The following is a 24874-nucleotide window of genomic DNA, read 5'->3' as shown; positions in this document are numbered from 1 at the left end:
ATCTTTTCTGCTATCTGAATTATCATTAATTGCTAATACGTTTCCTATAAAGTTTTTTCTTATCTCTTCCATCTGCATCTCTTTTGTGTTAATTCCAAGAACATCTTCTACATGTGCTTGTAATGCTCTTTTACAATAAACCGCCATACTTCGTTCATCTAACTTTGCTAAGTTTTTGATATCTTGAGCAAGAGATATTGGTACTGGAATCTGTAGAGTTACTGTTTTTTTCTCCGACATTTTTTCACCTCTTTTTTAATGTAATTTTAATGTAAAATTAATGTAAAATTAACTTATTTATATAGTAATCTATAATGTATTTTAAGTCAATACTTATTTTAAAATTACATTAAAATTAATGTAATTTTAATGTAATTTAATTTATATTTACATTAAAACTACATTTAATATGCATTAAAAGTACAATTAAACTACATTTAATTTGCAATTATTTAACATTTTTTTAAATTAAAATAACTGTATTTTCTTTATATATCAGTTGAATACTATGTTTTTATAATTTTACATTTCAAAAATACAAATAAAAAAGCATCTCTATTTACAGAGATACTTTTTATTTATAACTATTATTATTTCTTTTTCTTTTTATTATATTGTTTAACAAGATTTTGATCTGCTTCTATATTTTTAGTAAGTCCTTCAATACTTTGTTCTATCATTTTACTTATAGCTACCTTTGTTTGTTCAGATATAGTTTTTAATTTATCCATTACATCTTCATCAAAGTATACAGAAACTGCTTCTCTTTTCGAACTTTTTCTAACTGTAATAAAATCCATTATATCTGCATCTGCACCTGGTAGAAGTCCATTTCCTAATTTTTCTTCATTAGTTGTTTTAGCAACTCTACTTTGTCCAGTAGTTGTTTCATCTGGTAGTTGTAAGTTATTTAATTTTCCCATATCAATACTCCTTTATAATATTTCTTTTTGTTTTAATTCTTCTATAAAAGATTCAAACTGTTGCTCTACTTTTTTATTACGGTATCTCTTATCTATATTTCTAAGATCTTCTTGTTCTAGTAATGCTCTTTTTATAACATCACTTTCATTTATAACTGTATCTAATAAAGAGTCTTCTAAGAATGCTCCTATATTTAGTGATTTATATATTTCTAATTGTTCATTAAAGTAATTAATAATACTTCTATTACCAGTTTTAAAACTATTTATTAAAGTTGCTTTTTTAGTACTATCTTCAATTTCAAGTTCATTTAAATCTTTCATGTATTCTTTATTGAACTTTTGTATACCTCTTAGCGAAGAAACGTCTCCATGTTCAATTAAAAAGATAATTGAGTCCATTAAGTATAGGAAGTTTCTATTAATCAATTCCATAGATGGTGATAAATCAACTATTATATAATCATATTGATTTAGTATATTTATATTTGATTTCATCCACCTAGCAACAACCATTTCCCTCGCCCTGAAGTTTGATATATCTTCAGACAATGTGCATATATCGATAGTTGAAGGTATAAGGTCAATATTTGGGTGTTTTTCATTTGCACCTTTTAATATTACATTTTCTGCTGGCTCTTGTTTTAATAATGCATCTGCAATAGTCTTATCCTTATGATTAACATCAAAGAAATATTCAGTTAAATTTGATTGAGAATCTGCATCTATAAAAAGAATTTTATTACCTTCTTGTGCAAGTCTAATACCTGTTAGAATATTTAATGCAGTTTTTCCAACGCCTCCCTTGATGTTGAAGTTCGCAATTAGTTTCATATAGTCCTCCAATTTCTAATTTATTTTTAATGTAAAATTAATGTAAAAACAAATTAGAAAGATTTATTTTTAATGTATTTTTATTATATACACAATTTAAAAATAAATCAAATTCAACATTTTCAATCTATTACATACTTTCACTCTTATACTTATCCATTATACTTTTAAATAACTTCTTATCACGTTCTGCAAGTATTGCGAAAACTTCAACTAGTTGAGATACCGAAACCTCATGTTGTATCGCTTTTACTTTAAGTGTTTTAATTAGTTTATCTTCTACACTAAGTGTTAGTTTACGTTTATTTGAACTAGACATTGTATATCTCTCCTTTTACCTATTTTATTAAGTTAATATACTTGATGTATTAGTTCTATACTTATAATTTAAATCCTTTATATTGCTTATATAATCCATTTAATTTATATAGTTTATTTATACGTATAGTTAAAGTAGTTTAATTCAACCATCTAATCCACCTGGTAGTAGTATATAAAAAGACCTCCTTAACTTAGGAGGTCTATATCTTATTTTTTAGTTGTTGCTAATCCAACTAATTCAGTATATTTAGTCATTAAATCTTCATACATTTTTTCAAATTTATCTCTTTCATCTATAGCTGCATTTAATTTACCTTCTGCAGTAGTTAGTTTATCTTGAAGTCCAGGTACTTTTTTCGCTTCTACTTCTAACTTTCCATTCATTTCATTTTTAACTTTAAGGTCTACCTGTAAGTCTGCTATTTGCTTTTTAAGTTCTTCCTGTTCTTCTTTGTGAGATTTTATTAATCCTTCTAAAACCTGTTGTTTTTCATTTTCAGCATCTTTCTTAACTTTATTTATATCAGTTTCATATTTTTTATTGGCAGTTTGTAAGGCATTCTCTTGTTCTTTTATAATACCTTCATTTTTTAGCTTAATATCTTCTAGGTTTTTATTTTTTACTTCAAGATTATTTCTTTCACTTTCAAGCTCACCTATTCTAGTTTCCTGAGTTTTTACTACTTCATCTAACTTAGTTTTTTCTTCTCTAAGATTATTAACCTGTAAACTTAATGAGTTATTTTTAGAGTGTAATTCTTCTATTTTTGCATCTTTTTCTTTTCTAAGCCCTTCCATTAATAATTGGTTATTATTAATTTGTTCATTAAATTGCACTTGATATTCTTTTAGTTGTTGATCCTTTTCAGCTATTCTTGTTTTATAGCTCTCTTCTTTTAAAGAAATTTCGTATGCTTTTTGGTCACTCTCAACTCTTTTAGCTTGTTCATCATTTAATTGATTAACTAATTTATCAACTTCTGTTTTATGAGATAGTAATAAATCATTTAACTTATTAGTCACTGTCGTAAGTTCTTCTTGTTTTTTTGATAACTCTGCTTCTATAGTTTCAAGCTTTGTTGTTATATCTTCATTCATTTCTTCAAGAGTATTTTTCTCATCTATAACTTTATTATGTCTACCATGTAGTTCTTCATATCTTCTTTTTATTTCTTCATTTATAAGTTTAACCTGTTCTAATTCATCTTCAATTATAACTAATTCTATTAACTTTTCTTCTAAAATCTTCACTTTTTCTTCTTGTTTTTCTACAGCTGTATCAACATAGAAGTATGTATAGTTCTCTATATGATCTATTGTCGTACATATACTATCAACGTACTGTTTTAATTGTCCTTTATACTTCTGTATTTCTGTCTTTTTAAATTGTTCATCTACCATTCGCTCTAGCTCATTTTTTCTTCCCATTATATCTGCATATAATTTATGGTAAACAACTTCACCATTTCCATTTTGAAGCATCTGTCTTACTTGAGCAACAGTTAACTTAACAGGTATTAATTCATTATCAGGCTTACCTTCTAGTGCTTTTAATTTATTTTCTAATTTAATATTTTCAGTCATATTATCCTCCTTGGATTAAGTAACTTAAAGTTACTTTTTATTTTTTTGTATTTTTCAATGTTTTTTTAAACTTTTTATTAGGTAACTTTTAGTTACCATAGTTAAATGTGTATTTTTCAACGTTTTTATTAGGTAACTTAAAGTTACCTATATTTTACTACTTTTATTTTATACTGTCAACTTTATTTATTTTCAATAAAAAACTCATAGAAATATATAAATCATTAGTTAATTTATACTTTTCTATGAGTTTTTCTTTTTTATAGTATTTTTACATCATTTTCAATGTAGCTGTTGTTAAAGTCTGCATCCTCATCTCAGGTTTTAACCTTTCCGCCTGTTCTACAATAACCGCATTGTCTTTATCTACCGCTATTATTCCACATTGTTTGAACTTAGTTTCTCTAGCATAATCAACTAATTCTAAAGGTATAGCCAACCAAATAAAATCAACAAATTCAGCATATTCACTGTATTTTTTATCATTAATAAGATCGGACTTTGAAACTTTAATCTCAACGCCATGTATATTAACTTCATGTTTTTGGAACTGATCCTTTGTTAGATTTTCAATCGTAAGTAAATCTATTCTTCTACTCTTTCTGCTTGTACCTGTAAAAACTCTAAACTCCGTAAAGACTTTTGACTTTTCATTTATTCTTGTATCTGCTTCACTTCTATTTCTATATCCTTTAAATCCTGTAGTAGCTGTAGCTGTTTTACCTAACCATTGCAACTGACTTAATGTTGTTATTATGTTTGCAGCTGTAATCTTATCTTGTACTTCATCCAAATCTATTTTATCTTTTGTATTATTTGTTTCATCACTATTAGAAACTGCTCTTTGTATTTGTTCTTTTGTTCTAAAATCAGCCTCCTGGGGTCTAATTGCATTATAAGCTGTAACAAGATCCTTTCTTTTAATTTCATTATTCATAACTTTATCAATTAGATCATCTGCCAATTCAGGTGCGTGTTTATTTATCTTATCTAAAATAACCAAAGAATCTGCAGAAATATTTGTATCCTCTATATTTTTAACCTCGATACCTTCTTCTTTTTTTCTTTTAGCATATGAGTTATATATTTCACCCGCACGAAACCTATTCCAGATTATAGATTCATGAGTTTTTGTTTTTATAGATAAATCTTTTACCCATTGAGTAAATGATTTTTTATCAGCCACTCTCCATAGATCCTTCTCCTTTACTTTCTTTATAAGTAAGTAAAACCTAACCCAGTTTTTCTTGTCTACGTCTACTACGTTTTTAATCTCTTGTTCTATAGCTTGAAGTTCTTCAAGTTCTCTAGTTATAGTAATCTGTTGTTCTTTCATCTTTAGTTCTCCCTTAATAATATAATAAAGTATAAAAGTACTATATAATTTATATAGTACTTTTCAATAAAAATATTGTCAAATTTATTTTTAACTAGAAAATATAAAAAAACTGGATATATTAATTAAGCTTATCCAGTATTTTTATATTCTGTATGGTAGTTTTGTATTATAAGAAGTATAAAAGCCTTCTCTATATGCTTTAAATCGCTTAGAGTTATTATTAAATTATATCTATTTCTATAACTTTACTTCTAAGATTCACCATTATATTTATTCAGGAATATATTGATTATTAACTACTTTAAAGTAAACCCTTTCGTCTTTTGATCTTGTTCCCATCTGATTTGATAGATAATAACCATCCTTGTTTATCAAAAACACTTTATATCCTCTGTATGTTTCTTCTTTTACATTAGATTCAGCATCCAGGAATTTTAGTATCTTTTTTGTTTTCTTATCTACCTCAGCAACCCACGCTTTTCCAGTACCTTTACCAGAATCGTAGTATAATTCAAGCATAACAGGTTCTTTCTTTGTTTTAGTTAGTTCTAATATTCTATCTTCAATATCATCTTTTAATTTTAAAAGTTCTTCCAAACTAAGTTTTTCTAAGTATTCCTTATTCATAAAACCCTCCCTAAATAACTCTAATGTTACATAGGTTAACAACTATATAACTATATGAAAGTATCTCCGTTTTCTTTAAATTTAAACACTAGATCGAGTAAATACAATATAGAATAAAAAAATACTGCATAATGGACCAAGCCTCTATACAGTATCTTTATAACTTATATGGTAGTTTAGTATTATTTAAAGCACAAAAGGCTTCTCTATATGCTTCAAATCGCTTATAGCTATATTATCTGCTCCTTGACATTTCAACTATACGTTCAAAGTCTATGTCTTCATTTATATCTGGAGTATAGTTCCAATGCTTCGTTCTTTCTTGTATGTCTTTTGCTCTTTTATGCTTTTCAGTATATTTATAGTAATCTTCTATAGTTTTTACATTATGCTTTTTCATATCTTTTAATGTAGTTAGTAAGTACTTGTCCTTGATTTTAATATAATCGTTATTTGAAATATTCTCTAATATATACTCAAGAAGTTCTATATCTACTTCACCTTCATATAACTTTAATTCTTTTTTAATAGATGAGTTTAATTTAAACTTTTGTTCACATATATCTATAATTGTATTGCATTTCGTTTCCTTATTTGTATCATCTTCACTTACACATTCATTTATATTTACACATTTATTAGTATCAACATTAGTATTAATGTTAGTAGCATAATTATATCTATATACAGTTTTAGTATTTTTTGATGTACTTTTCTTCTCGATAGTTAATATATTAAGCTTTATGAATTTATCTATTAACCTCTGAGCCTTTGACTTGCTTACATTTAGCAGTTCAGCTATATCACTTAATGCAAGTTCTATTAGACCTTCATTGGACTGTTTGATTATAAAGTACTCTAACTTAACTTCTTCTATCTCTTTATTTAAATTAAACATTAATTGGTCCTCCTAGAGCTGATTTTGAAAGATAGAGGGATGGATAGATAGAATAGTATATAGATAAAGAAGTAATGAATCTAAAAACTAGGAGAGAATATATATTTCATATATATTCCCATATATACGTGCCATTTCGTGAGACCTTATACTTGAAAAAGGAATTAAATATAATGTTAACTCCATTATAAAAAATTGCGAAGAGAATATATACTTCGTATATATTCCCATATATACGTGCTATTTCGTGACACCCTATTTTTTTACTTATCACTCCAGTTTTTCATTACCCAATCTTGTTCCCATGACGCTGCTCTATTCCAATGTCTCTTTACGGTACTCTTACTTAATCCTGATGCTTCAGATACTTTAACTTGTGTAAGTCCTTCAGCTTTTAGTTTTTGGACTTTATCTATATTTTTTTGTGTATCCCGATCCCTCTCAGTTAATCCATTTTCATCACGTCTTTCCTCTTTACGCTTTTCAGCATTCTTTTTATTTCTAACCTTTTCTCTAGCTTTAACAACTTCAGGTATTGCAATAGTTTTTAAATTCCATTGTATATCTTCATGCAAGTCTAGCCACAAAACTATTTTAGGTGTACTAAATTTATAATTTTTCTTAGTTAGTATATTCATCTTAGAACGCATTTGGCGAGGTTTATAAGGCTTTATAAAGCCTTCATTAAACGTTGTTGTTTCTTCATATGCTATATCAAAGAATTCTTTTTTTAAATCCTTTGTTAGCTCTATATCCTCGAATTTTATATCATTTTTAAGTTCAGTATCTATATAGTTATGTATTAACTGCTGTATTGTAAAATTGCAATACAGAAAGCACATTTGTTCTTCATGTCCTTCGCAATGCTCTGAATAGGACTGTTGCAGTTTTATTAAGTCATTCTTTCTATCCTCTAGCATTATATATGTTTTTCTAGCTTGTCCTGCAGTCTTTGCCATACCTAAATGCATTACTTTTTGAGGAGCATTTTTTTCTCTACTATAAGGCTTTATTTTATCAAAAATTACTTGTAATTCTCTAAGTTCTTGTAATTTTTTATCTACTATTAAAAATTTTACTCTATTAAAATTTTTAGAGTTATAAGATTTATTTACTCTTGTACTAGTTGTTAGACTTAGTGTATCTAGTTTTAACTTTTTATTTTTTAACTTTTTATTCCCATTTACAACTAAATACTCTCTTATCTCATTTGCGAAGCAATCTTGCATATTGCTAACTAATTTCCTAGACTTTTCTGTAGCTGGAACGGGGTATTTAAATTTTATAATTAAATGTAGTCCTGCTCCGCTATAAACAACAGCATTTACACGTGGAATTACTTCACCGATTATTTTTTCCTCTTTAAGAAACTCATATACTTCATAAGCTTCCATATTATTAAAAAAACTATTTTGTATGTCTATATCTATCATCATTCCTACAAGTAATTTTATATTATCAGTTGTCATAAGCCTTTTTCTTTTATCGTCTTCTTCTCTTAAATCTCCATATAGATTTAGTGAATGATAAAAATCAATGATATCCGGCTTTTGTGTAACAAACGGATTTGCTCTTTCTCCATGTAAATACCAATCAACTTTTTCTTTCTTTAATAGTTTATCTAGTCTAACCATTTCGCTACTGGTTCCATGACCTAGATACTCGTATTTATTCATCATTTTAACATAGTATTGATTTTTATCAGGAACGTTTCTATATAAAAAATTAAATTGTTCTAAAAAATCATCTGTTGTTATGTATTCAGTTGTATATATTTCGTGTATTATTTGTGATGGATTTTTTGCTAGGTTCATTGTCTCCTCCAATTTTTTATACAAAAAAGACTAATGCTCCATTACCATATCTATATCTATATCTATATCTATATCTATATCTATATCTATATCTATATCGAAATTTGTAGAATTTTGTCGAAACTTTCTTTCTTAAAGTTACTCTATATACTTGCAGATATACATTAATTTTGTTATTATCTTATTATATTTAAAAAAAGTATGTACACAAAAGTAATGAATTTGGTAATCAAGCTTTTGTTAAAGGAACTGGTCGGCAAACTGAGTTCCTTTTTTTTATCTTTTTTTGCATTATTTTATTTTTATTAGTATTTTAATAGTATATTTAATATAATATTAAGTCAATTATAATGTTTTCTTGATTTGAAATTAATTATATTAAAAAAGCCTAAACTCGATACGAGAATAGGCATAAAGTTCATATATGTAAAAATGTCTGTAAAATAGAACATTTTTTACTCTTAACTCTTGCATTAATCATATATTTTTGGTAATATTAATATATAAATTAATTAGAAATTAAGAGCTTTAACATTTACTAACTCTTGCAACTGTTCCCGCAGTTGATAAGTTTAATACTTAGTTGGTTTCCCGACCAATTAAGTAAGTACTTTGTTAAGGCTTTTATTATGTTTTAATAAGTTAATTTTATATCTATAGGTACAAAAAGTCAATATTAAAATATTTTTGTAAAAACAGGTCTAAAATATAACTCTGGGCATTATGTTAGTATTAATACTAACATATTCCCCAGTTTTTAATTATTTATTTTATCTTCATATTCTTTTTTCATTTCATAGAATCTACTTTTCTTTACTCCAAGTATTTTCATTACTTCCGTAGCTTTTAAATCCCCTTTTTGCATTAACTCGTAGTATCCTCCAAATTCTTTTGGTAACGGCTTTTTAGGTCTTCCTACCACCTTACCATTCTTACCTATTAACTTACCTTCAGAATTCTTAGAAAGGGCGTTATATCCTTGCCTTTGTCTTTCTTTTCGCTTCTCTGTTTCCTTTTGAGCAACATAACTTAATGTAGCTATAAATTGATCTCTTATAAGCTTATTAGTAGCTTCATCAGTGGTTTCTATAAGGGGTATATCCATAAATTTAATATTAACTCCATAACTTTCTATCTCCACTATGTTCTTTTTTATTTCATCATAATCTCTACCAAAACGGTCAAGTTCATGTACATATAATACATCTCCTTTCGATCCGTCTAAGTTTCTAGCTTTTAATATTTCTTTTAACTTTATAAAACCAGTTCGATTAAAACTTGTACCGCTTTGCTCATCTATAAATAAATCCTCACCTTCAGTTGTTATTCCTAACTTTCTAGCTTCAACTAACTGGCGACCTAAGTTCTGTGAGCTGGATGAAATTCTTGCGTAGAAAAAGTCCATTTTAATCCCTCCAATAAATTATATATAATTTATTATACCATTTTTTCCACCAAAAGTATATGTAATTCAACGGAATTTTTAATTTATATTTATTATTTAAAATTCTATTTATAAAACATTGAAATCTAAGCATTTATTATATTTTTTATAATCTTCATCATTTTTTACAATTCCATTTATTTTCTTCCACTCCTAGTATACTTTTATGGAATATGTTTGTATAAAAAAAGTTAAGAGAAATTTTATATTTTCTCTTAACTTTTTTTATCAGGTAATGAACTTGATTCTACTACCTTCAAATGATTTCTTATTTCATTTTCTAAATTATCATGTATTAACGCTTCTGGTACATTTATTGTTAATATACCATTTTCTACACTATCTATTTCTAATTTCTTATCATCTGCTGCTATTATTTCTGCTTCATCTGCTGCATTTTTTCCAAAGGCTTTAGTTGTATCAAATAATGCTAGAGCCTTATTTGAATATACAAAATTATACTTAGTATAACCATTCGCTTTTATATATCTTTGAACTTGCATATCATGTATTATTGATATTTTTTTATCTGTAAAGTTACGTCTCTCATATTCTGTATATTCATTTAATAATTTATATTGTTCTAATATCACTTCATCTTTTATTAAACCAAGATTATCTTTATATATTTTTTGTATTATTTTTTTCATTTTTATAGCATCTTTAATTACTTTATATTGATAAACTAATGTTCTCACTGTAGATGCTTTAGATAAAACAATTTCTTTATTCATTATCTTATTTGCAATTTCATCAGTCACAGGAGTATTAAATTTATATCTTTTTGCTTTTTCTTTTAAATACTTTTTCGATTCTTCTAATATCGTATTTCTATCTAAATCGATACCTTCCATATTTAATTTTACTGTTTTCTCTTCTACATTAAATAGGTGATTTTTGATAAACTCTTTTACATCTTCTCTATAAAAAAATATACTTTTTTGATCTAATTTATATATTTCTAGTATATTGAACTTATTGAAATTAAGGATATTTTCTTCTGTTTCAAATTTTTTAATATTTATATGTTCAATTTCTTGTTTAAGTTTTCTAGTTACGTAATCAGTCGTGCTGTCCAGTATTATAGCTATATCTTCAGTTGTGATATCATATCCGTTATGTATTGCAAAATGGACTAGATCATCTTCTTTTTGAGTTATTTCTGCTTCCATTTCTTCTATTGCTTTCAAGTTTAGTAGTCTATCTTTTTCTATTTGTTTTATTTCTTTTATATTATTAGATTTATCTTTCTTTAATTCTTTATATGCTTTATTAAGATCCTCTTCTTTTAACTTTAATTTTATTAAGTTATTTTTAATTTCATCAATTTCTATTTTTTCTAATTTAACTTTATCTTTTATATTCATGTTAACCTCCATTGGTATATGTTAGTATTAATACTAACATATGCACCTGCTTTAGTCAAAAAATATTAAAACTAAAAATTAATTAAAAATGCACATTTAATTAAATAATGTGCATTTTTCTATTTATACTATTATAGTTTTATATAAATTAAGTAAGTTGCTGCTAAATCAAATCTTGCATCATGATAGTTGTTACATTCATTAAATTGACTTATTGCTAATTCTTTAATAGTTGAATCAGATATAGCTAAAAATTCTGTAACCTCTTCTAATTTAGGCCATTTATAGCCATAGTAATGAGGTATTTGAAGTATATCTGTATAGAAATTCATAGTACAGCATCCTCCACTTATATTAGGTACTTTATTTATAGACTTCTCTAATTCATAAAATAAAAATTCTTCATCAAAATCTAAATTGTGACCTACTATATATGAATTTTCAAAATCATTATATATAATATCTGCATAGTCTTTAAATGTATAAAATTGACTTCGTTCAGCTAAAGTAACCTCAGATAAACCATGAACATTAAATGCTGATGAAGATACTTTATCTACGTTAAAAAACATATTTCTTGCAAGTTTTATCCCATCTTTAAGGTTATCTCTATCTAATATAAAATAACTTAGCTGACAAATTTGCCCTGGTGATAAATCTGTAGTTTCAGTATCAAATATAATTATTTTATTTTTTATATCTTCTATAGCCTTGCTTTTTTCTTTTTCAATAGATATAAGATCTTCTCGTATAACTTGTATATCCATTAATGAAATTAATTTTGTAACTTCATCGGTATTCTTACTAAGCTTAGTTAATGGGATAAATGTTATTGATAACTTCATCTTAGACTTTTCATGTGATATTGTTGCTTTCATAGTGTTATATGCTATTAGTTTATAATCCTTATTCCAGCATAAAGTTTTAGATTTGCTTTTAAATATACATTCATTTTTTACCAGATTCATTATAGCATTTTTTAAATCCTCAACGTTATTATGATAATGTATGTATTTATTTGATTTGAATATTTTATTAATTAGTCTATTATTTTTTGATTCTATTTTTGCTATAGATTTATCTAACTTAGATAAATCTCGTTCTTCTTTCTGCTTTATTTTTCTATTCATCATTGCTTTCTCTTTACTTACTTTATCTATTGCTGTAAGAGACTTAACAACGTACTCTGTACCTATCTTACTTAGCACAAATTCTATATCGTACATAGGTACATCAACATAATTTCTTCGCATTTTACATTCAAAGTAATAATTTATAGGAAGCCTATTATGCTTTTGTAATTTTAAACGTTCATATTTGCTTATATTTAATAAATCCTCAACCGTACTTGGACCTATACCAAAGTATTTTTTATGGTCTTTATATAATTCATAGTATATAGTGGTTTTCTTTTTTGATATTTTATTATTAATATGTGCTATTAAATCATCTTTACTGATTTCTGTATTTATATCTATATTTAAACGTTCAAGCGTTTCTAGTATATCTTTCTTGCCTAAAACGAATAATTTATCTTTTATTAAATCTGTTATTTTTTTCTTAATTTCACCTTTAGTTAATTTTTTATTCATCTATGTTATACCTCCTTTTTAAGATAGTATACCAGGATTATTTTTTTTGAAAAGTATTGCCATTTATTAATAAAAAATATATAAATATATTTTTTATTAAATTTTTTTACGCTCTAGATAAGTTGTATTAAACACCCTAATAAAAAAGGTGATAAATATTGATATAATCAGTATCTACCACCTTTTTATTGTTCCTTGTGCAACAGTAAAATTTATAGTTTTAGTAATATATTTTAAACCTTTTATCTTGTTCATCATAAATAAAATATTTATTGGTCTTATTAAATAGCCTTTCATAGTATACATCTAGGTTGCTCCGTTTAGTTGTAATTTCACTTCTATCTGGAAATACTTGATGCTCTATCGAGTAATAATTATTATTAAAAACTCTATACTCATTCAATATTGCCTTTTCAATAGCAGCTACATTTAGACATGTTGTTGAGTATATCTGTAAGATAAACTTCAAATCTATATTATTAGTCTTAAATTTTCTATAATTAAGATCCTTTAATAGTTCAAATGATGCTAATAAAGTATCTATATGGCTTGGAATCTGCTTCGGTGTTGTATCTTTAAATACATAATTTACATAAATTAATGCTGTTGAATTATTCTCTATTTTAATTTTATTTATTATAAATTTATTAAGAAATACTTGAGGGTTATATCCTTTCATTACCAGGTCTGAATACATTAAGTCATAGTATGCTCTATCTTTATTTATCACATTATTATTCTTATCTAGAATACCTTTTGAGAATTTTTTATCTCTTGTTAACCTTACACCAGCAAGTAAATATTTTTTTATATTCTCAGTTTCTTTTAAATCTGATTCTTTTCTTAATTTATATTCAATTGCTCTTAGATTGGCATTATCTAGTTTAGTAGAAGATGCAGATATTTCTCTATTGGTACTACCTAACAAATTAAATGCTCTATTTTTTAATTTTAATAAAGTATTTTGCCCACGAGGTAATTTTTCAATGAGTTCTTTATATATTTCATCTGCTTTACCTGCACTTTTGTATCTATCATCTTCTTTATCTAAAATAGTTATTTTATCATTTATCTTTACAACTCTTCTTTCTAGGTACTCATTTGCAAATCTTCTACTTGTACGCTCTGATAAACCTGTGAAAAATTCTAGTTGCGTGTGATTTATCATATGACACCTTTCCAGTAAATCAAAAACCACTTGATACCTTTTTATAAATTTCATTTGCATTTCTTCTTTTTCTTTATCACTTAGATGTTTTATCTTATTAGAACTCACGATACTCACCTCCGATCACGTATTTAGCATAGTTTTTTTTATTTCTAATTTGATGTTCTCTATAATTATCTGTTACTACTTCATAGCAATATAGTTTATTATCATTATCTCTATATAAAAAATCACAAACTGATATTGATCCTATTTTATTTTTCTCCTTTTTGGTTTGTGCTTTTTCTTTTAATATATCTAACTTTTCCTTTGCATCATCTATCGTTGCTGAGTATAGTTGCTTTTGTTGATTTTCATTTATTATACTATTTAAACTTATATTTTCTTTAGTTACCAATTTATTTAGTAACTGTTCCCCCTTCAACGTATGCTCATAACCATTTAGGTGCTGGCAAAATGCTCCCCATCCACGTTTTGCTGCATAGGCTCTGCCTTCCTTACTCAAACTGAATAAATATTTCTTTTCAACTTTATTTGTTTTTGGATTTTCAACTTCTTCCGTATGAATTTTTATATGTTTTAATTTTTTAAAACGTCTAAATCTCTTTGTAGTATAGCCTTTTTCATCTATCATGAATTGATAAGATATCGCACCGTTCAAATATGCCATGTGGAGAATTTCTTCATCCGCTTCAGTTGGTTCAAGAGTAGTATCAATATTTTGTTTAACAATTTTATCTTTATTTCTAACTCTACTTGTCATAGTATAATCCCCCCCTTTATTAAGAATAGATAGTATTAATTAGTAGTCCCGCCTCCATTAATCCTTTTGCTAAGCTTTTTCTAAAAGCGTAGTTTCCGCCTGGGATCATTTTTTTTGCCAAGCTTTTTTTTCTAAAAAAAGCGTAATTGCCTCCTGTGATCCTGCCTCCCTGGGTCTTGGCTCCCTGGGTCTTGGCTCCCTGGGTCTTGGCTCATTTGGTCTTGGCTCCAAATGTGACGTAAGGTGCATTTGGAGTAAATGATTTTTTATAAATAAAAGTATAAATTTAAAAAATAAATTTCGGATACCTGATAACCCAAAAAACCTTTATATGAAACGATGCAGTTGATTGAATTTTTGATTTAAGATTGCCCCCTTAGAAAATGCACACTAAGTACCGCAGGTACGTGTGTAGCATTTTTTTTGGGGGCAATTTAAATCTAAAATTCTCGATGGCGTAGGGGGCCCCGCGAGGCTAGGAAATGCTAACTTTGTTAATTTTAGTTTGTTTTATATTTTTCCCAAAAATATAAAGTAAACTAAAATTCAAAGTTCAGCATTTACCCGAAGTGGGGGGGTCCCTACGCCACGCCTTGATATAACGCAGTTATATCAAGGCGTCGAATTTTGAAATTGGCTACCTGGGGGGTACTCCCTGACGGCCAAAAAATTCTACTATATAATACATATTTGGTAGTATATTTATAACTATTTATTAAAAAATTTATCAATATATTAGTATTAGATATAAATTAAGTATTAATTTATATCTGGTGCATAGCTATGTCGTTGTTGCTGTCAGCTGTAGCTCCTGTATTTTAACAATAGGCTATGTTTTAAATGAGTGTTGAAAATGATACAATATAATTAACTTCGCAATTGTTATATAATGTGAACTAACTATAAAAATGACTTTCAATATAACTTAACATATTCAATTAAAACTATAATTTTAAAATGAACTTTTTTTAGATTTATGTGTCTTAATAGTATATAGCAAAATAGTAAGTTAAAAAATGGGATGAGGTGTTTATTAGTTTTGGAGGATAAAGAGCTTTTAGATAAAGCGAGGCAGGGAAATAAATATTGTTTAAATTTATTACTGCAAAATAACTATCAAATGCTCTATGGATTTTTAATAAAATTGACAGGAGATAAAGATTTGGCAGAAGATTTAGTGCAAGACACTTTGTTAAAAGCCTCTCTAAATATAACTAAGTTTAGAGGCGATAGCAAATTTTCAAGTTATTTAATTACAATAGGCATAAATACTTATAAGAATTATCTTAGAAAAAATAAGGTAAGAACAGAAAATTATAATTTTGAATTTAAAGTTAGTCATTATGGAGAAGAAGATTTGATAAATCATATTAGGTTCAAAGAAGCATTAAATCATTTAAATAATATGCCTTATGAAAAACGAATATCATTTATTTTGAAACATTATTATGGTTATTCAATAGAAGAAATATCAGAAATACTTAAAGTATCTAGTGGTACTACAAAATCTAGAATTCATAATACTATTAAAAAACTAAGAGAAATATTAAGCTAAAAGGAGGTTATAAATTGGATTATTTAAAAGATGATAATTTAAAAGCAATAGATTATATAAAAGAAATAGATACTTTAGCTATAGTTGAAAAAGCATCTAAAATAAAGGAAAAAAGAAAAAATAAACTACTAGTTATTTGTTTTGCATTAATGATAATTACATCAGTTTTAGGTCAAGGTTTATTTGTGATTTTATTTGGAGCAAATAATTTAGTGAAATTTGGAATGAAAATATATATTTTCGTATTGTTAGTATTATCAGTAGTTTTAATAGAAAAGAGAGAGGGGAATTTATGTTAATAGGTAGTAAGCAAATTATGATTATGTTTATTGTGTTTTTTTTAATAATAGTATTTACAATAGGTCAAGTTGTATGGATATATCTAGATAGTAAAAAAAGAGAAGATAAGTGGGGAATACTATGGGCTATATTAGCACTAACACCAACTTTTTTACCTATATTACTGCCATTACCGTTAATAGCTTATTTATTAGTAACAAGAGCATTTTCATCAAAATGTCCTAACTGCAAAGTTAAAATATACAGTAGTTTTTCTTCTTGCCCAAATTGTGGAGTGAAGTTAAAGGAAAAGTGTAAAACTTGTGGTAGCCCATTGAAAGATGAATGGAAATACTGTCCATACTGTAATGATAAAATAGAGGGAGAGTAATTATGAAAATAATAAAAAATAATAAGAAAGTTTTTGCTTGTATAATTATATTATCGGCTCTAATTGCAATTATACCAACATCATTAATATATATATTCTCTCAAATGTCTATAGGTATTGAAGAACAAGATAGTCCTAAAGTAATTGAGGAAAAGATTGATGTATATTTTAATGATGGAGGATTTGAAAAAGATATAGAAAATGCTCTTAGAAAAAAGCCTACTGGTGATTTTAATATATATAAATATTCATCAGGAAGTGATGAAAGTCTTGAAATAGAGAAACAGATGAATATAATTTGTCCAGAATTAATGGAAATAAGTAGATTGAAATTAGCTAAACCGTATAATATAAAATTATATTCAGATTTTTATGAAGGAGATAAAAAAGTAAGTACAGAAGAACTATTGTCAAAAGATATTTTAGGAACACCTAAGCTACAAATAATTTATGAAGATACTTTTATGGGTGGAGGAAGTAAAAGAGATATGGCAATACATCTTGTTCAAAATAATAAAATCCTAGAAAGTACAAAATATTACTGTCCTACAAATTATAATGAAGCAGCATTTGCTCAAGATATAGATTTAAATGTAAATGAAGACATTCCAATTATTGTATTTACAAGGGGAATAAAAGTAAATGGAAAATATAAAACTTACTCACCAAAGCTTAATAAAAGTAAAGATAAAATCGAAAAATCTATTCAAAAGAATTTAAATAAAAATGAAAAAATGGTTGTCTTAAGATTAGAAATAAAAGAATAAAAAATGGGTAAATTCATAATTTGGATTTACCCATTTTTTATTTAGGCTATGTTAGCCCTCTCCGTTACACCTCCAAAGGAGCACGTTTTACTTTAATTGTTCTAAAGCCTTATATTTTTTAAGCTCTTTCATAAGTTCTTTCTCTATTTCTTTATCTAAATATCTCCTTGGAATTATATGAGCTACAAATCCACTTATATATAAGGATCATATCTTCGTAAACTTTTACATCTTTTATACTTTCTAACGATACTGTTTCTGATATAGAATCCCCTTTTACTACTATTGTCCCATCAATAATTTCTAAAGTCTTACTTCCAAATATTGATGAATTATCTCCTTAACTTATGAGTTTATCAGTTTCTTTAGCTACTAATTTTTTGTATTGCTTAGGATATGTTAAAATCCAAATGACTAAAAAAACTATCGCTACTATAATCCAATATATACTCGGTTGATTAAATATCCCCGTTCCTGTAAAGTAGATTGGTATAGAAAGTATTATGGGTACAGCATATCTAAGTATGTTAAATGTACTTTTCTGTGATTTCGAGTTTTCTAAATGATGTAAATTGAAGCTTATATAGTCATCTTTTGTTATTTTAAAGTCGATTTTCATTTGTGCCGTCCCCTTATTATTAAAAACTTTATTTACATTATATTACAAATTTCAAGCACTTACAATTAAGCATAGTAACATGAAAAAAGGAAGGGTCTTCATCTTCTTCAGACGACCCTTCCTTTACTTTTAGGCTTTGAATGTCTTATATTTAAATCCTACATATAAAAATTTAACTTATCTATTTAAATTTAATCTCTAATTGCGTTTAGTTTATGAAGCAAATACTCTTTTTTATTCAATGGATCATACGTTGTTTTTTTGCGTGCTTTTGAAAATTCAGCTGAAGCTTCCTTATACCCATAAAATTTTGTCACAAACATTCCTCTACCTTCTGTATATGAAGCTATTTTCATTTTATATTCTTTTGAATTTTCTACTGGAATTAATCCCTTTATTGAGAATTCATCCCCTATAACAATAGGATTATCAAAGGTTGCCCTCATAGTTTCTAAATCCCATACCGCTTTGCTTAAAGCATTTTGAGGAATCTTTAACTCAAACTCATGTAATGGCTCTAATAAAACAGTTTGTGCTTTATATAATGCTTCCATGAATACCATAGGTGTCACATTTCTAAAATCTGCTGGAGTGCTGGCTGGACTAAAAAATTCACCACAGCTAAGAGTGACTTTTACATCTGTAACCTCCCATCCAAATAATCCTTGTTTACTTGTCTTAATAACTGCTTCTTCAATTGCATTTTGAAAAGATTTTGGCAATGACCCTACTGAAACATTAGAAATATACCTAAGACCTTCGCCTCTCCCTGCTGGTTCTATTTCTAAGCCTACTGTCGCCCAAAATGGATTTAAGTCTTCCTGCATATGCATTATTGACGCTCCAAAACCTTTAGGTGTTTCCTTATAGATAGTCTCAATATTCGAAAACTCTACTTTTATTCCATATAAATCATCTAACATGGAACTTAGTATTTCCATTTGAACTTCACCGAATAAGTTGACATAAATTTCTTTATCTATGTCATTCATCTCTAATTCTAGTAGTGGATCTTCCTCTGCAAGTAATGTTAATGCTTTAAATAGCTCTGGATTTTTTTCTTTATCAATTGCAGAAATTGTTGTTTTTAATGCTGGTTTAGCTATAGATATATTTTTAATTTTATCATTTGAAATTCCAATAACATCTCCCACTTGGAAACTTGTAAGTCCATATAAAATACCTATATCCCCTGCTTCTATCCTCTGTGCTTCAACAACTCCCCCATTTTCTAACCTATTAATTTTCTTTACTTTTTCTGCTATCTCCTTATTAGGTACTTGAATTTTATCTCTTACAGATATTTTTCCTCCAAATAATCTTACATAAACCTTCTTTTCATTTTTACTTGTTCTTTCGATTTTAAATACTACTCCAGATAAATCACTTTCACAATCATCACCTGCAAATGGAAAATAACTACAAATTCCATCTAATAAGTCTTCAACTCCAAGTCCAATTGCTGCCGCACCACAAAATACTGGATATAGACTTCCTTCACTTGCATATAATGAAAGCTTTTCTTGTATTTCTTCTTTATCAGGTTCTATTCCACCAATATATCTTTCTAAAAATGCTTCGTCTAAGTCTGATAAAACATCAATAGCATCATCATTTATCATGCATGTATCAAATAGTTTTTTTATATAAACAGCTTTGCTTCCTACATCATATACTTCTTGTAATCTAACTACTTTATTGGACATATTCTTCTTTATATCTTCAAATACTTTATTGAAATTTGCCCCAATTCTATCTAGCTTATTTACAAAAATTATTGTTGGAATGTTTAACTCCTTTAATGTCTCAAATAATATTCTTGTTTGTGACTGAATACCCTCTACTCCTGATATAACTAGTATCGCTCCATCTAAAACACTTAATGAACGTTCAACTTCCGAAATAAAATCCACATGTCCTGGAGTATCAACAATATTAACCTTGACATTATTCCAATTAAAAGATATGGTTGATGATTTAATGGTAATCCCTCTCTTACGCTCAAGCTCCATAGAATCCGTCTGTGTATTGCCTAAATCAACTCTTCCAACTGATTTTATAGCTCCACTATAATATAATAAGTTTTCTGTTATAGTTGTTTTTCCTGCATCCACGTGTGCTACGATTCCTATATTAATTATTTTCTTCATAATCAATACCTCCAACTCTATCAACCACCTTTTTATCCATTATCATAGCAACAATATATAACACTAATACCGGTGTTACTAATAACGAAGTACATGCTATACCCATACTCACTGAAATATTTGTAGCTATGATTCCTATAATTGGTCCACCTAAAATTTGACCTAAGGAATTTATTTGTCCATTTATAGAAAGTACAGTAGATCTGGCCTTGTCATCTATATGTCCATTAAGCCATGCACTAAATATAGGTTCATTTATAGTTCTAAAGGTACTTGTCGCTAAATAAGCTATTAGCATTAAGTTAAATCTTTTTGTAATAGCAAATATGAACATAAATGATATATAAAATATATTTATACATAATAACAGCTTTCCATTTTTATTCTTATCATCATCCTTAAGCTTCTTTTCCATAAAATGCATTACTATAGCACTCAATATCATTCCTGCAATTCCAAAAATTCCGAACCAAGTCACTGGTTTAAGGTTTCCAAGTTTAGGAAGCATAGTATCTTGTAAAAAATGCATATTAGAAAGTCTATCATAACCTTCACTGGATAATCCATAAAATAAAGTTACTGAAAGCAAAATTATAATTATAGGTTTATTTTTTATAAATTTAAGACCAGATTTAAAGGTATATCCCATCTTTTTAAAAGTATTTAAATCCTCTGGAGCAGATGATTTAAAATTATTTTCTGGCATATATAACCATAAAAATAATGCAAGAATTATAAATAAGACTCCACTAACTATAATAGGTAGTCTTACAGATAAATTAGCTATTACAGTGCTTAGTACTATTCCAATAACCGATCCTATCTGTCCTGCTTGTGCTCCCTTTATATAAATTTTATCCAAATCTTTATCTTTCTCTTCTTCCGCAATCCAAGCTTCAACAGATCCACTAATAAAAGTAGAACCTAATCCCCATACAATCTGTGCTACAAGTACGAAAACGAAACTAGAAATAGAACCTTCTAAAATAAATCCCACTCCTGTTAAAACTACACCAATAACAATAGATAGTTTACGACTGTACACATCTGCAACTATTCCTGTAGGAATTTCAAATATAAAGCATGCTACTTCTAAAGTAGTTCCAACAAGTATAAGCTGAAGTGGATTTAAATGCACCGTTTCAATGTGATACACTATCATAACTGTAGCTACTAGTGAAAAACACATTGCTGTAATAGCTGAAAATAATAAATAAGTTTTATATGCTGAAAGTTTATTAACCATTAATAATCACCATCCTAGTATTTTTAAAAAAATTTATTTGTTTTTCATAATCTTCATATTTAAATATATAAATCATCAAAATAATCTCCTTAAATAAAAAAAGCTGTAAGTGAACATAATTCACTTACAGCCTCATAATTATATAACCTAAATATAAACATGAAATATACAACTTTAATTTATATAACTTATGATTAAGCTATGCAAATTAAAGTCTTATATCATATCTATAAATATAGTAAAAATAGGCATAAAAATACCGTGTTTAGAACACAGTTTTCCTATTCTTCAAATAAAGATGTAATATGCTCATTATAATACTGATTATTTTTAGAGTACACAAATAGACATGGTAATATCAATATTATTAATAATTGTTTCTACCACAAATAAACCTTGAGTTATCCAAGATTTTTTTCATATACTTTTTAAAATAATCCTTATTCAGTTAGTTTAGTTAAAAACTACCTCTTTGCGCATATTTACATCTCCTTTACATTTATATTTTTCATGTTTATATTTTAGTATAATTACATTATATATAAACTTTTATTTTTTTTCAATACTTTTATATTCATATTTATCCAAATTCAATTGAAACTTTATTACTTCAAATAACTTATATACACAAAAGAATAACTACTAACTTTAACCTAAATCTGAAATGAATATAAAAAATATATTTGTGGAATGTTTTACAATTTCTTTCAATACTATAGATTAGAAAAAACAAATTCTAATTTGCTGAAATAGGTGAAAAACGAAGAACCTATGAATAAAACTACAATAACCTACAAAAATTCAAATTTTAGATTTTTGTGAGTTTCATTGCAGAATTAAAGCAGACCTACCTTTCATTTATATATCCAATTTTGGTAAAGTTCGCACTTACTTGTGATACGGTTCTTCGTGATAAATGTAGCATAAAAATAACCACGCCTTAGACTTTTCAATGCATTGAATTCTAAGATATGGTTACTTCTATAACTTACTATAAATTGTTCACAATATTAATATATTACGAACAATTTATAGTAAGCTATAAAAGTAACCACATCTTAGAATTCAATGTATTGAAAAGTCTAATGTGTGGTTGTTTTTATGTAATATTTATCACGAAGATGGCTAACAGAGCCAAAAATAATCTCGCACCGTACAATAACTAAAAAAGTACTATATAAATTATATAGTACTTTTTTAGTTAAATTATTTCTCTATTTAGGTGTTATTTTTTTCTTTTCAGTGTCTTAACTTTTGATTAATATTTATGTGCTCTACTTATATTGTAAAGCTTAGAAATTCACTTGGATCACGATCTCCAAATTCTGCTAAAGGTATCATAAATTCTAATGCTTTATCTACATCTAGAATTTCATCATATTCTTCTCTAGCTAAAGATATGTCGTTATTTATATAATCTATATCTTTAATATCTTTATATCTTTCATCTTTAAATATATAAGCAATTACATATTTATTTTTCACATCTGAGTATAATAGTAGAAGATAACCCCTTTTAGTAGATATTCTAATATACTCAACCTTTTCATCTATTTCCCAACTTAAATTTTTTTCTATTATCTTTTTTGATAAATCAGCCTTTAATTTTTCCATTATTTTACCTCTATGTTTATAATCTATGTCCTTTGAAATTATAACAATAATACCTTTTTTTTACAATTAAGAATCGGTTATATTGTATCATTTTTAACTCCTATTTAAAATATATCCTAATTTTAAGATATTTTTTCACATAAATACATTCCTAAGAACGTATTTATGTGTTATTATAATTTATAAGATATTTATTTAAAAGAGGAGATTTTACAAGGCGCAACTTTGTAAAATCTTCTCTTTTTTTATTCTTCATCTTCAAGTTGTTCTAAATACCCTTCTGCATTTGCATAGAATCTTTGGTCTTCATTAAGTTCAAATTCATTAGCAACTTTCTTGGATGCATGTATCTTAAATAATTTAGCAGCTCCGCCCACGAACACAATTTGATATTTATCTAATCCTTCATACTTGTTATCAATATTGTTCATTATATTATCTACAGTTGTTTCTATAGAGTTTATATAGTCACTTATTTTATATTCTACATTTCTATATTTGAAAGTTTCTCTTTCTGCTCTTATGCAATCATCTATATCTTCAAAAGATACATTTCCATCTATTTTTTTATTTATGTACTGTCTAAGTTCTTCTATTAGATTTATTGCTCCTTTTTCTACTGTATGAGTTCTAACCGGGTTATGTGTTTCATCATCTATATCATACTTATACGAACAGCAATCTATTGTTCCGCCCCCAACGTCTATAACTAATAAATTATCATCATATTCACCTACATTTATAAGATTATAAAACGCACTATATCCTTCATAATAAGTTTTTACAGACTCTATAACTACTTTTCTATAAGAATCATCAACTCTAAATTCAATTTCTTCACCTATAGGTATTTCATTTAAAAAACTTCTTCTAAAAGATTCATTGTTTAGTTGGGCAGGTGGCAATCCTAATGCTACACTAACTTTTGCAAATTCATCATCTATAAGTTCACTTATCATAACTAAAATTTGATCAAGAATATGTTGTCTAGTGTGCTTTAATATATTGTTGTTTAAATTACCTGTGCCAATATAGTATGTATTACCACCTCTTTGTAATTTACGAGTTTTACTATTTTTTATATCTACTTCAGTAGTTATTTTATTTGATATTTTTTTCTTTATAACCTTTCCAGTTTTTTGGTCTCTTACAACTCCTTTTATATATAGATTACCTAAATCTACTGCTACTCTTCTTAATAATGCCATATTAATAACCTCCTATAATTTTGCTATAATCCTACGACCATTTTCCCAGGTCTTTTTTTATTTTTAGTTTCAGTCTTCTTTATTTCAACTGTATTAACTACATCTGACACCTCATCATCTTTTCTGCTATCTGAATTATCATTAATTGCTAATACGTTTCCTATAAAGTTTTTTCTTATCTCTTCCATCTGCATCTCTTTTGTGTTAATTCCAAGAACATCTTCTACATGTGCTTGTAATGCTCTTTTACAATAAACCGCCATACTTCGTTCATCTAACTTTGCTAAGTTTTTGATATCTTGAGCAAGAGATATTGGTACTGGAATCTGTAGAGTTACTGTTTTTTTCTCCGACATTTTTTCACCTCTTTT

The 24874-nt window shown here is 26.9% G+C and carries 24 protein-coding genes; 4 read left to right on the top strand and 20 right to left on the bottom strand.

Annotation, left to right across the window (positions count from 1 at the left end):
* The 14 genes from EIH23_RS15700 to EIH23_RS15635 form a co-directional block, all read right to left on the bottom strand.
* On the bottom strand, positions 1-240 hold a 240-nt coding region (locus EIH23_RS15700; protein ID WP_164489104.1), incomplete at its 3' end, for a hypothetical protein.
* A gap of 350 nt (positions 241-590) precedes the next feature.
* A complete protein-coding gene (locus tag EIH23_RS15695; RefSeq protein ID WP_122641361.1) occupies positions 591-923 on the bottom strand; it encodes a ribbon-helix-helix domain-containing protein in 333 nt (110 codons plus the stop codon).
* A gap of 12 nt (positions 924-935) precedes the next feature.
* Positions 936-1757: a ParA family protein gene (locus tag EIH23_RS15690; RefSeq protein ID WP_122641360.1), complete on the bottom strand. Its 822-nt coding sequence runs from the start codon at positions 1755-1757 to the stop codon at positions 936-938.
* A gap of 130 nt (positions 1758-1887) precedes the next feature.
* Positions 1888-2076, bottom strand: coding sequence for a DUF6364 family protein (locus EIH23_RS15685; protein WP_122641359.1), 189 nt, complete (start codon positions 2074-2076; stop codon positions 1888-1890).
* A 209-nt stretch (positions 2077-2285) separates the two neighbouring features.
* On the bottom strand, positions 2286-3662 hold the full coding sequence (locus EIH23_RS15680; protein ID WP_122641358.1) for a hypothetical protein: 1377 nt from the start codon (positions 3660-3662) through the stop codon (positions 2286-2288).
* A 271-nt stretch (positions 3663-3933) separates the two neighbouring features.
* The gene (locus EIH23_RS15675; RefSeq protein ID WP_122641357.1) at positions 3934-4998 is read right to left on the bottom strand and encodes an MmcB family DNA repair protein; all 1065 of its coding nucleotides are present in this window, start codon (positions 4996-4998) and stop codon (positions 3934-3936) included.
* Between the two features lie 273 nt (positions 4999-5271).
* Positions 5272-5628 carry a hypothetical protein gene (locus tag EIH23_RS15670; RefSeq protein WP_122641356.1) on the bottom strand — a complete coding sequence of 119 codons (357 nt, stop codon included), beginning with the start codon at positions 5626-5628 and terminating at the stop codon, positions 5272-5274.
* A 235-nt stretch (positions 5629-5863) separates the two neighbouring features.
* On the bottom strand, positions 5864-6526 hold the full coding sequence (locus EIH23_RS15665) for a hypothetical protein (RefSeq protein ID WP_122641355.1): 663 nt from the start codon (positions 6524-6526) through the stop codon (positions 5864-5866).
* Between the two features lie 263 nt (positions 6527-6789).
* Positions 6790-8340 (bottom strand): hypothetical protein, encoded by a 1551-nt coding sequence (locus EIH23_RS15660; RefSeq protein WP_122641354.1) that lies wholly within the window; start codon positions 8338-8340, stop codon positions 6790-6792.
* A 757-nt stretch (positions 8341-9097) separates the two neighbouring features.
* A complete protein-coding gene (locus tag EIH23_RS15655) occupies positions 9098-9745 on the bottom strand; it encodes a recombinase family protein (protein WP_122641353.1) in 648 nt (215 codons plus the stop codon).
* 254 nt (positions 9746-9999) lie between these two features.
* Positions 10000-11151 (bottom strand): coiled-coil domain-containing protein, encoded by a 1152-nt coding sequence (locus EIH23_RS15650; RefSeq protein ID WP_122641352.1) that lies wholly within the window; start codon positions 11149-11151, stop codon positions 10000-10002.
* Between the two features lie 131 nt (positions 11152-11282).
* Positions 11283-12743 carry a 3'-5' exonuclease gene (locus EIH23_RS15645; protein WP_122641351.1) on the bottom strand — a complete coding sequence of 487 codons (1461 nt, stop codon included), beginning with the start codon at positions 12741-12743 and terminating at the stop codon, positions 11283-11285.
* Between the two features lie 220 nt (positions 12744-12963).
* Positions 12964-14019 carry a hypothetical protein gene (locus EIH23_RS15640; RefSeq protein ID WP_122641350.1) on the bottom strand — a complete coding sequence of 352 codons (1056 nt, stop codon included), beginning with the start codon at positions 14017-14019 and terminating at the stop codon, positions 12964-12966.
* Entirely contained in the window at positions 14009-14674 is a 666-nt protein-coding gene (locus EIH23_RS15635) for a hypothetical protein (protein ID WP_122641349.1), read from the bottom strand. The genes EIH23_RS15640 and EIH23_RS15635 overlap by 11 nt, the downstream gene beginning before the upstream one ends.
* A 1021-nt stretch (positions 14675-15695) precedes the next feature.
* Between EIH23_RS15635 and EIH23_RS15630 the strand changes: the two genes are divergently transcribed.
* Genes EIH23_RS15630 through EIH23_RS15615 form a run of 4 tightly spaced genes read left to right on the top strand, consistent with a single transcriptional unit; the run spans position 15696 to position 17666 of the window.
* The gene (locus EIH23_RS15630; protein WP_257560007.1) at positions 15696-16229 is read left to right on the top strand and encodes a sigma-70 family RNA polymerase sigma factor; all 534 of its coding nucleotides are present in this window, start codon (positions 15696-15698) and stop codon (positions 16227-16229) included.
* Between the two features lie 14 nt (positions 16230-16243).
* Positions 16244-16528: a hypothetical protein gene (locus EIH23_RS15625; RefSeq protein WP_122641347.1), complete on the top strand. Its 285-nt coding sequence runs from the start codon at positions 16244-16246 to the stop codon at positions 16526-16528.
* The gene (locus EIH23_RS15620) at positions 16522-16899 is read left to right on the top strand and encodes a zinc ribbon domain-containing protein (protein WP_122641346.1); all 378 of its coding nucleotides are present in this window, start codon (positions 16522-16524) and stop codon (positions 16897-16899) included. The genes EIH23_RS15625 and EIH23_RS15620 overlap by 7 nt, the downstream gene beginning before the upstream one ends.
* Before the next feature lie 2 nt (positions 16900-16901).
* Complete coding sequence (locus EIH23_RS15615) at positions 16902-17666, top strand: hypothetical protein (protein ID WP_122641345.1); 765 nt, start codon at positions 16902-16904, stop codon at positions 17664-17666.
* Positions 17667-18006: 340 nt separating this feature from the next.
* Here the strand turns inward: EIH23_RS15615 and EIH23_RS15610 are convergent, their stop codons facing one another.
* From EIH23_RS15610 to EIH23_RS15585, 6 genes are all read right to left on the bottom strand, one after another.
* Positions 18007-18285 (bottom strand): hypothetical protein, encoded by a 279-nt coding sequence (locus EIH23_RS15610; RefSeq protein WP_035284861.1) that lies wholly within the window; start codon positions 18283-18285, stop codon positions 18007-18009.
* A 191-nt stretch (positions 18286-18476) separates the two neighbouring features.
* A complete protein-coding gene (gene tetB(P), locus EIH23_RS15605; RefSeq protein WP_006440995.1) occupies positions 18477-20435 on the bottom strand; it encodes a tetracycline resistance ribosomal protection protein TetB(P) in 1959 nt (652 codons plus the stop codon).
* Positions 20419-21681 carry a tetracycline efflux MFS transporter TetA(P) gene (gene tetA(P) / locus EIH23_RS15600; protein WP_006440994.1) on the bottom strand — a complete coding sequence of 421 codons (1263 nt, stop codon included), beginning with the start codon at positions 21679-21681 and terminating at the stop codon, positions 20419-20421. Before tetA(P) ends, tetB(P) begins: the two co-directional genes overlap by 17 nt.
* A gap of 1278 nt (positions 21682-22959) precedes the next feature.
* A complete protein-coding gene (locus EIH23_RS15595) occupies positions 22960-23295 on the bottom strand; it encodes a hypothetical protein (protein ID WP_122641344.1) in 336 nt (111 codons plus the stop codon).
* A 245-nt stretch (positions 23296-23540) separates the two neighbouring features.
* Positions 23541-24503 (bottom strand): ParM/StbA family protein, encoded by a 963-nt coding sequence (locus EIH23_RS15590; protein WP_122641343.1) that lies wholly within the window; start codon positions 24501-24503, stop codon positions 23541-23543.
* Between the two features lie 23 nt (positions 24504-24526).
* Positions 24527-24874 (bottom strand): hypothetical protein (locus tag EIH23_RS15585; protein ID WP_206425665.1); only part of this gene is annotated, 348 nt, incomplete at its 5' end.

The sequence above is a fragment of the Romboutsia sp. Marseille-P6047 genome, assembly GCF_900604535.1.
Lineage (GTDB): Bacteria > Bacillota > Clostridia > Peptostreptococcales > Peptostreptococcaceae > Romboutsia_E.
Note: the sequence above shows the minus strand (reverse complement) of the source record. Positions and strands in the feature narration are given on the sequence as shown.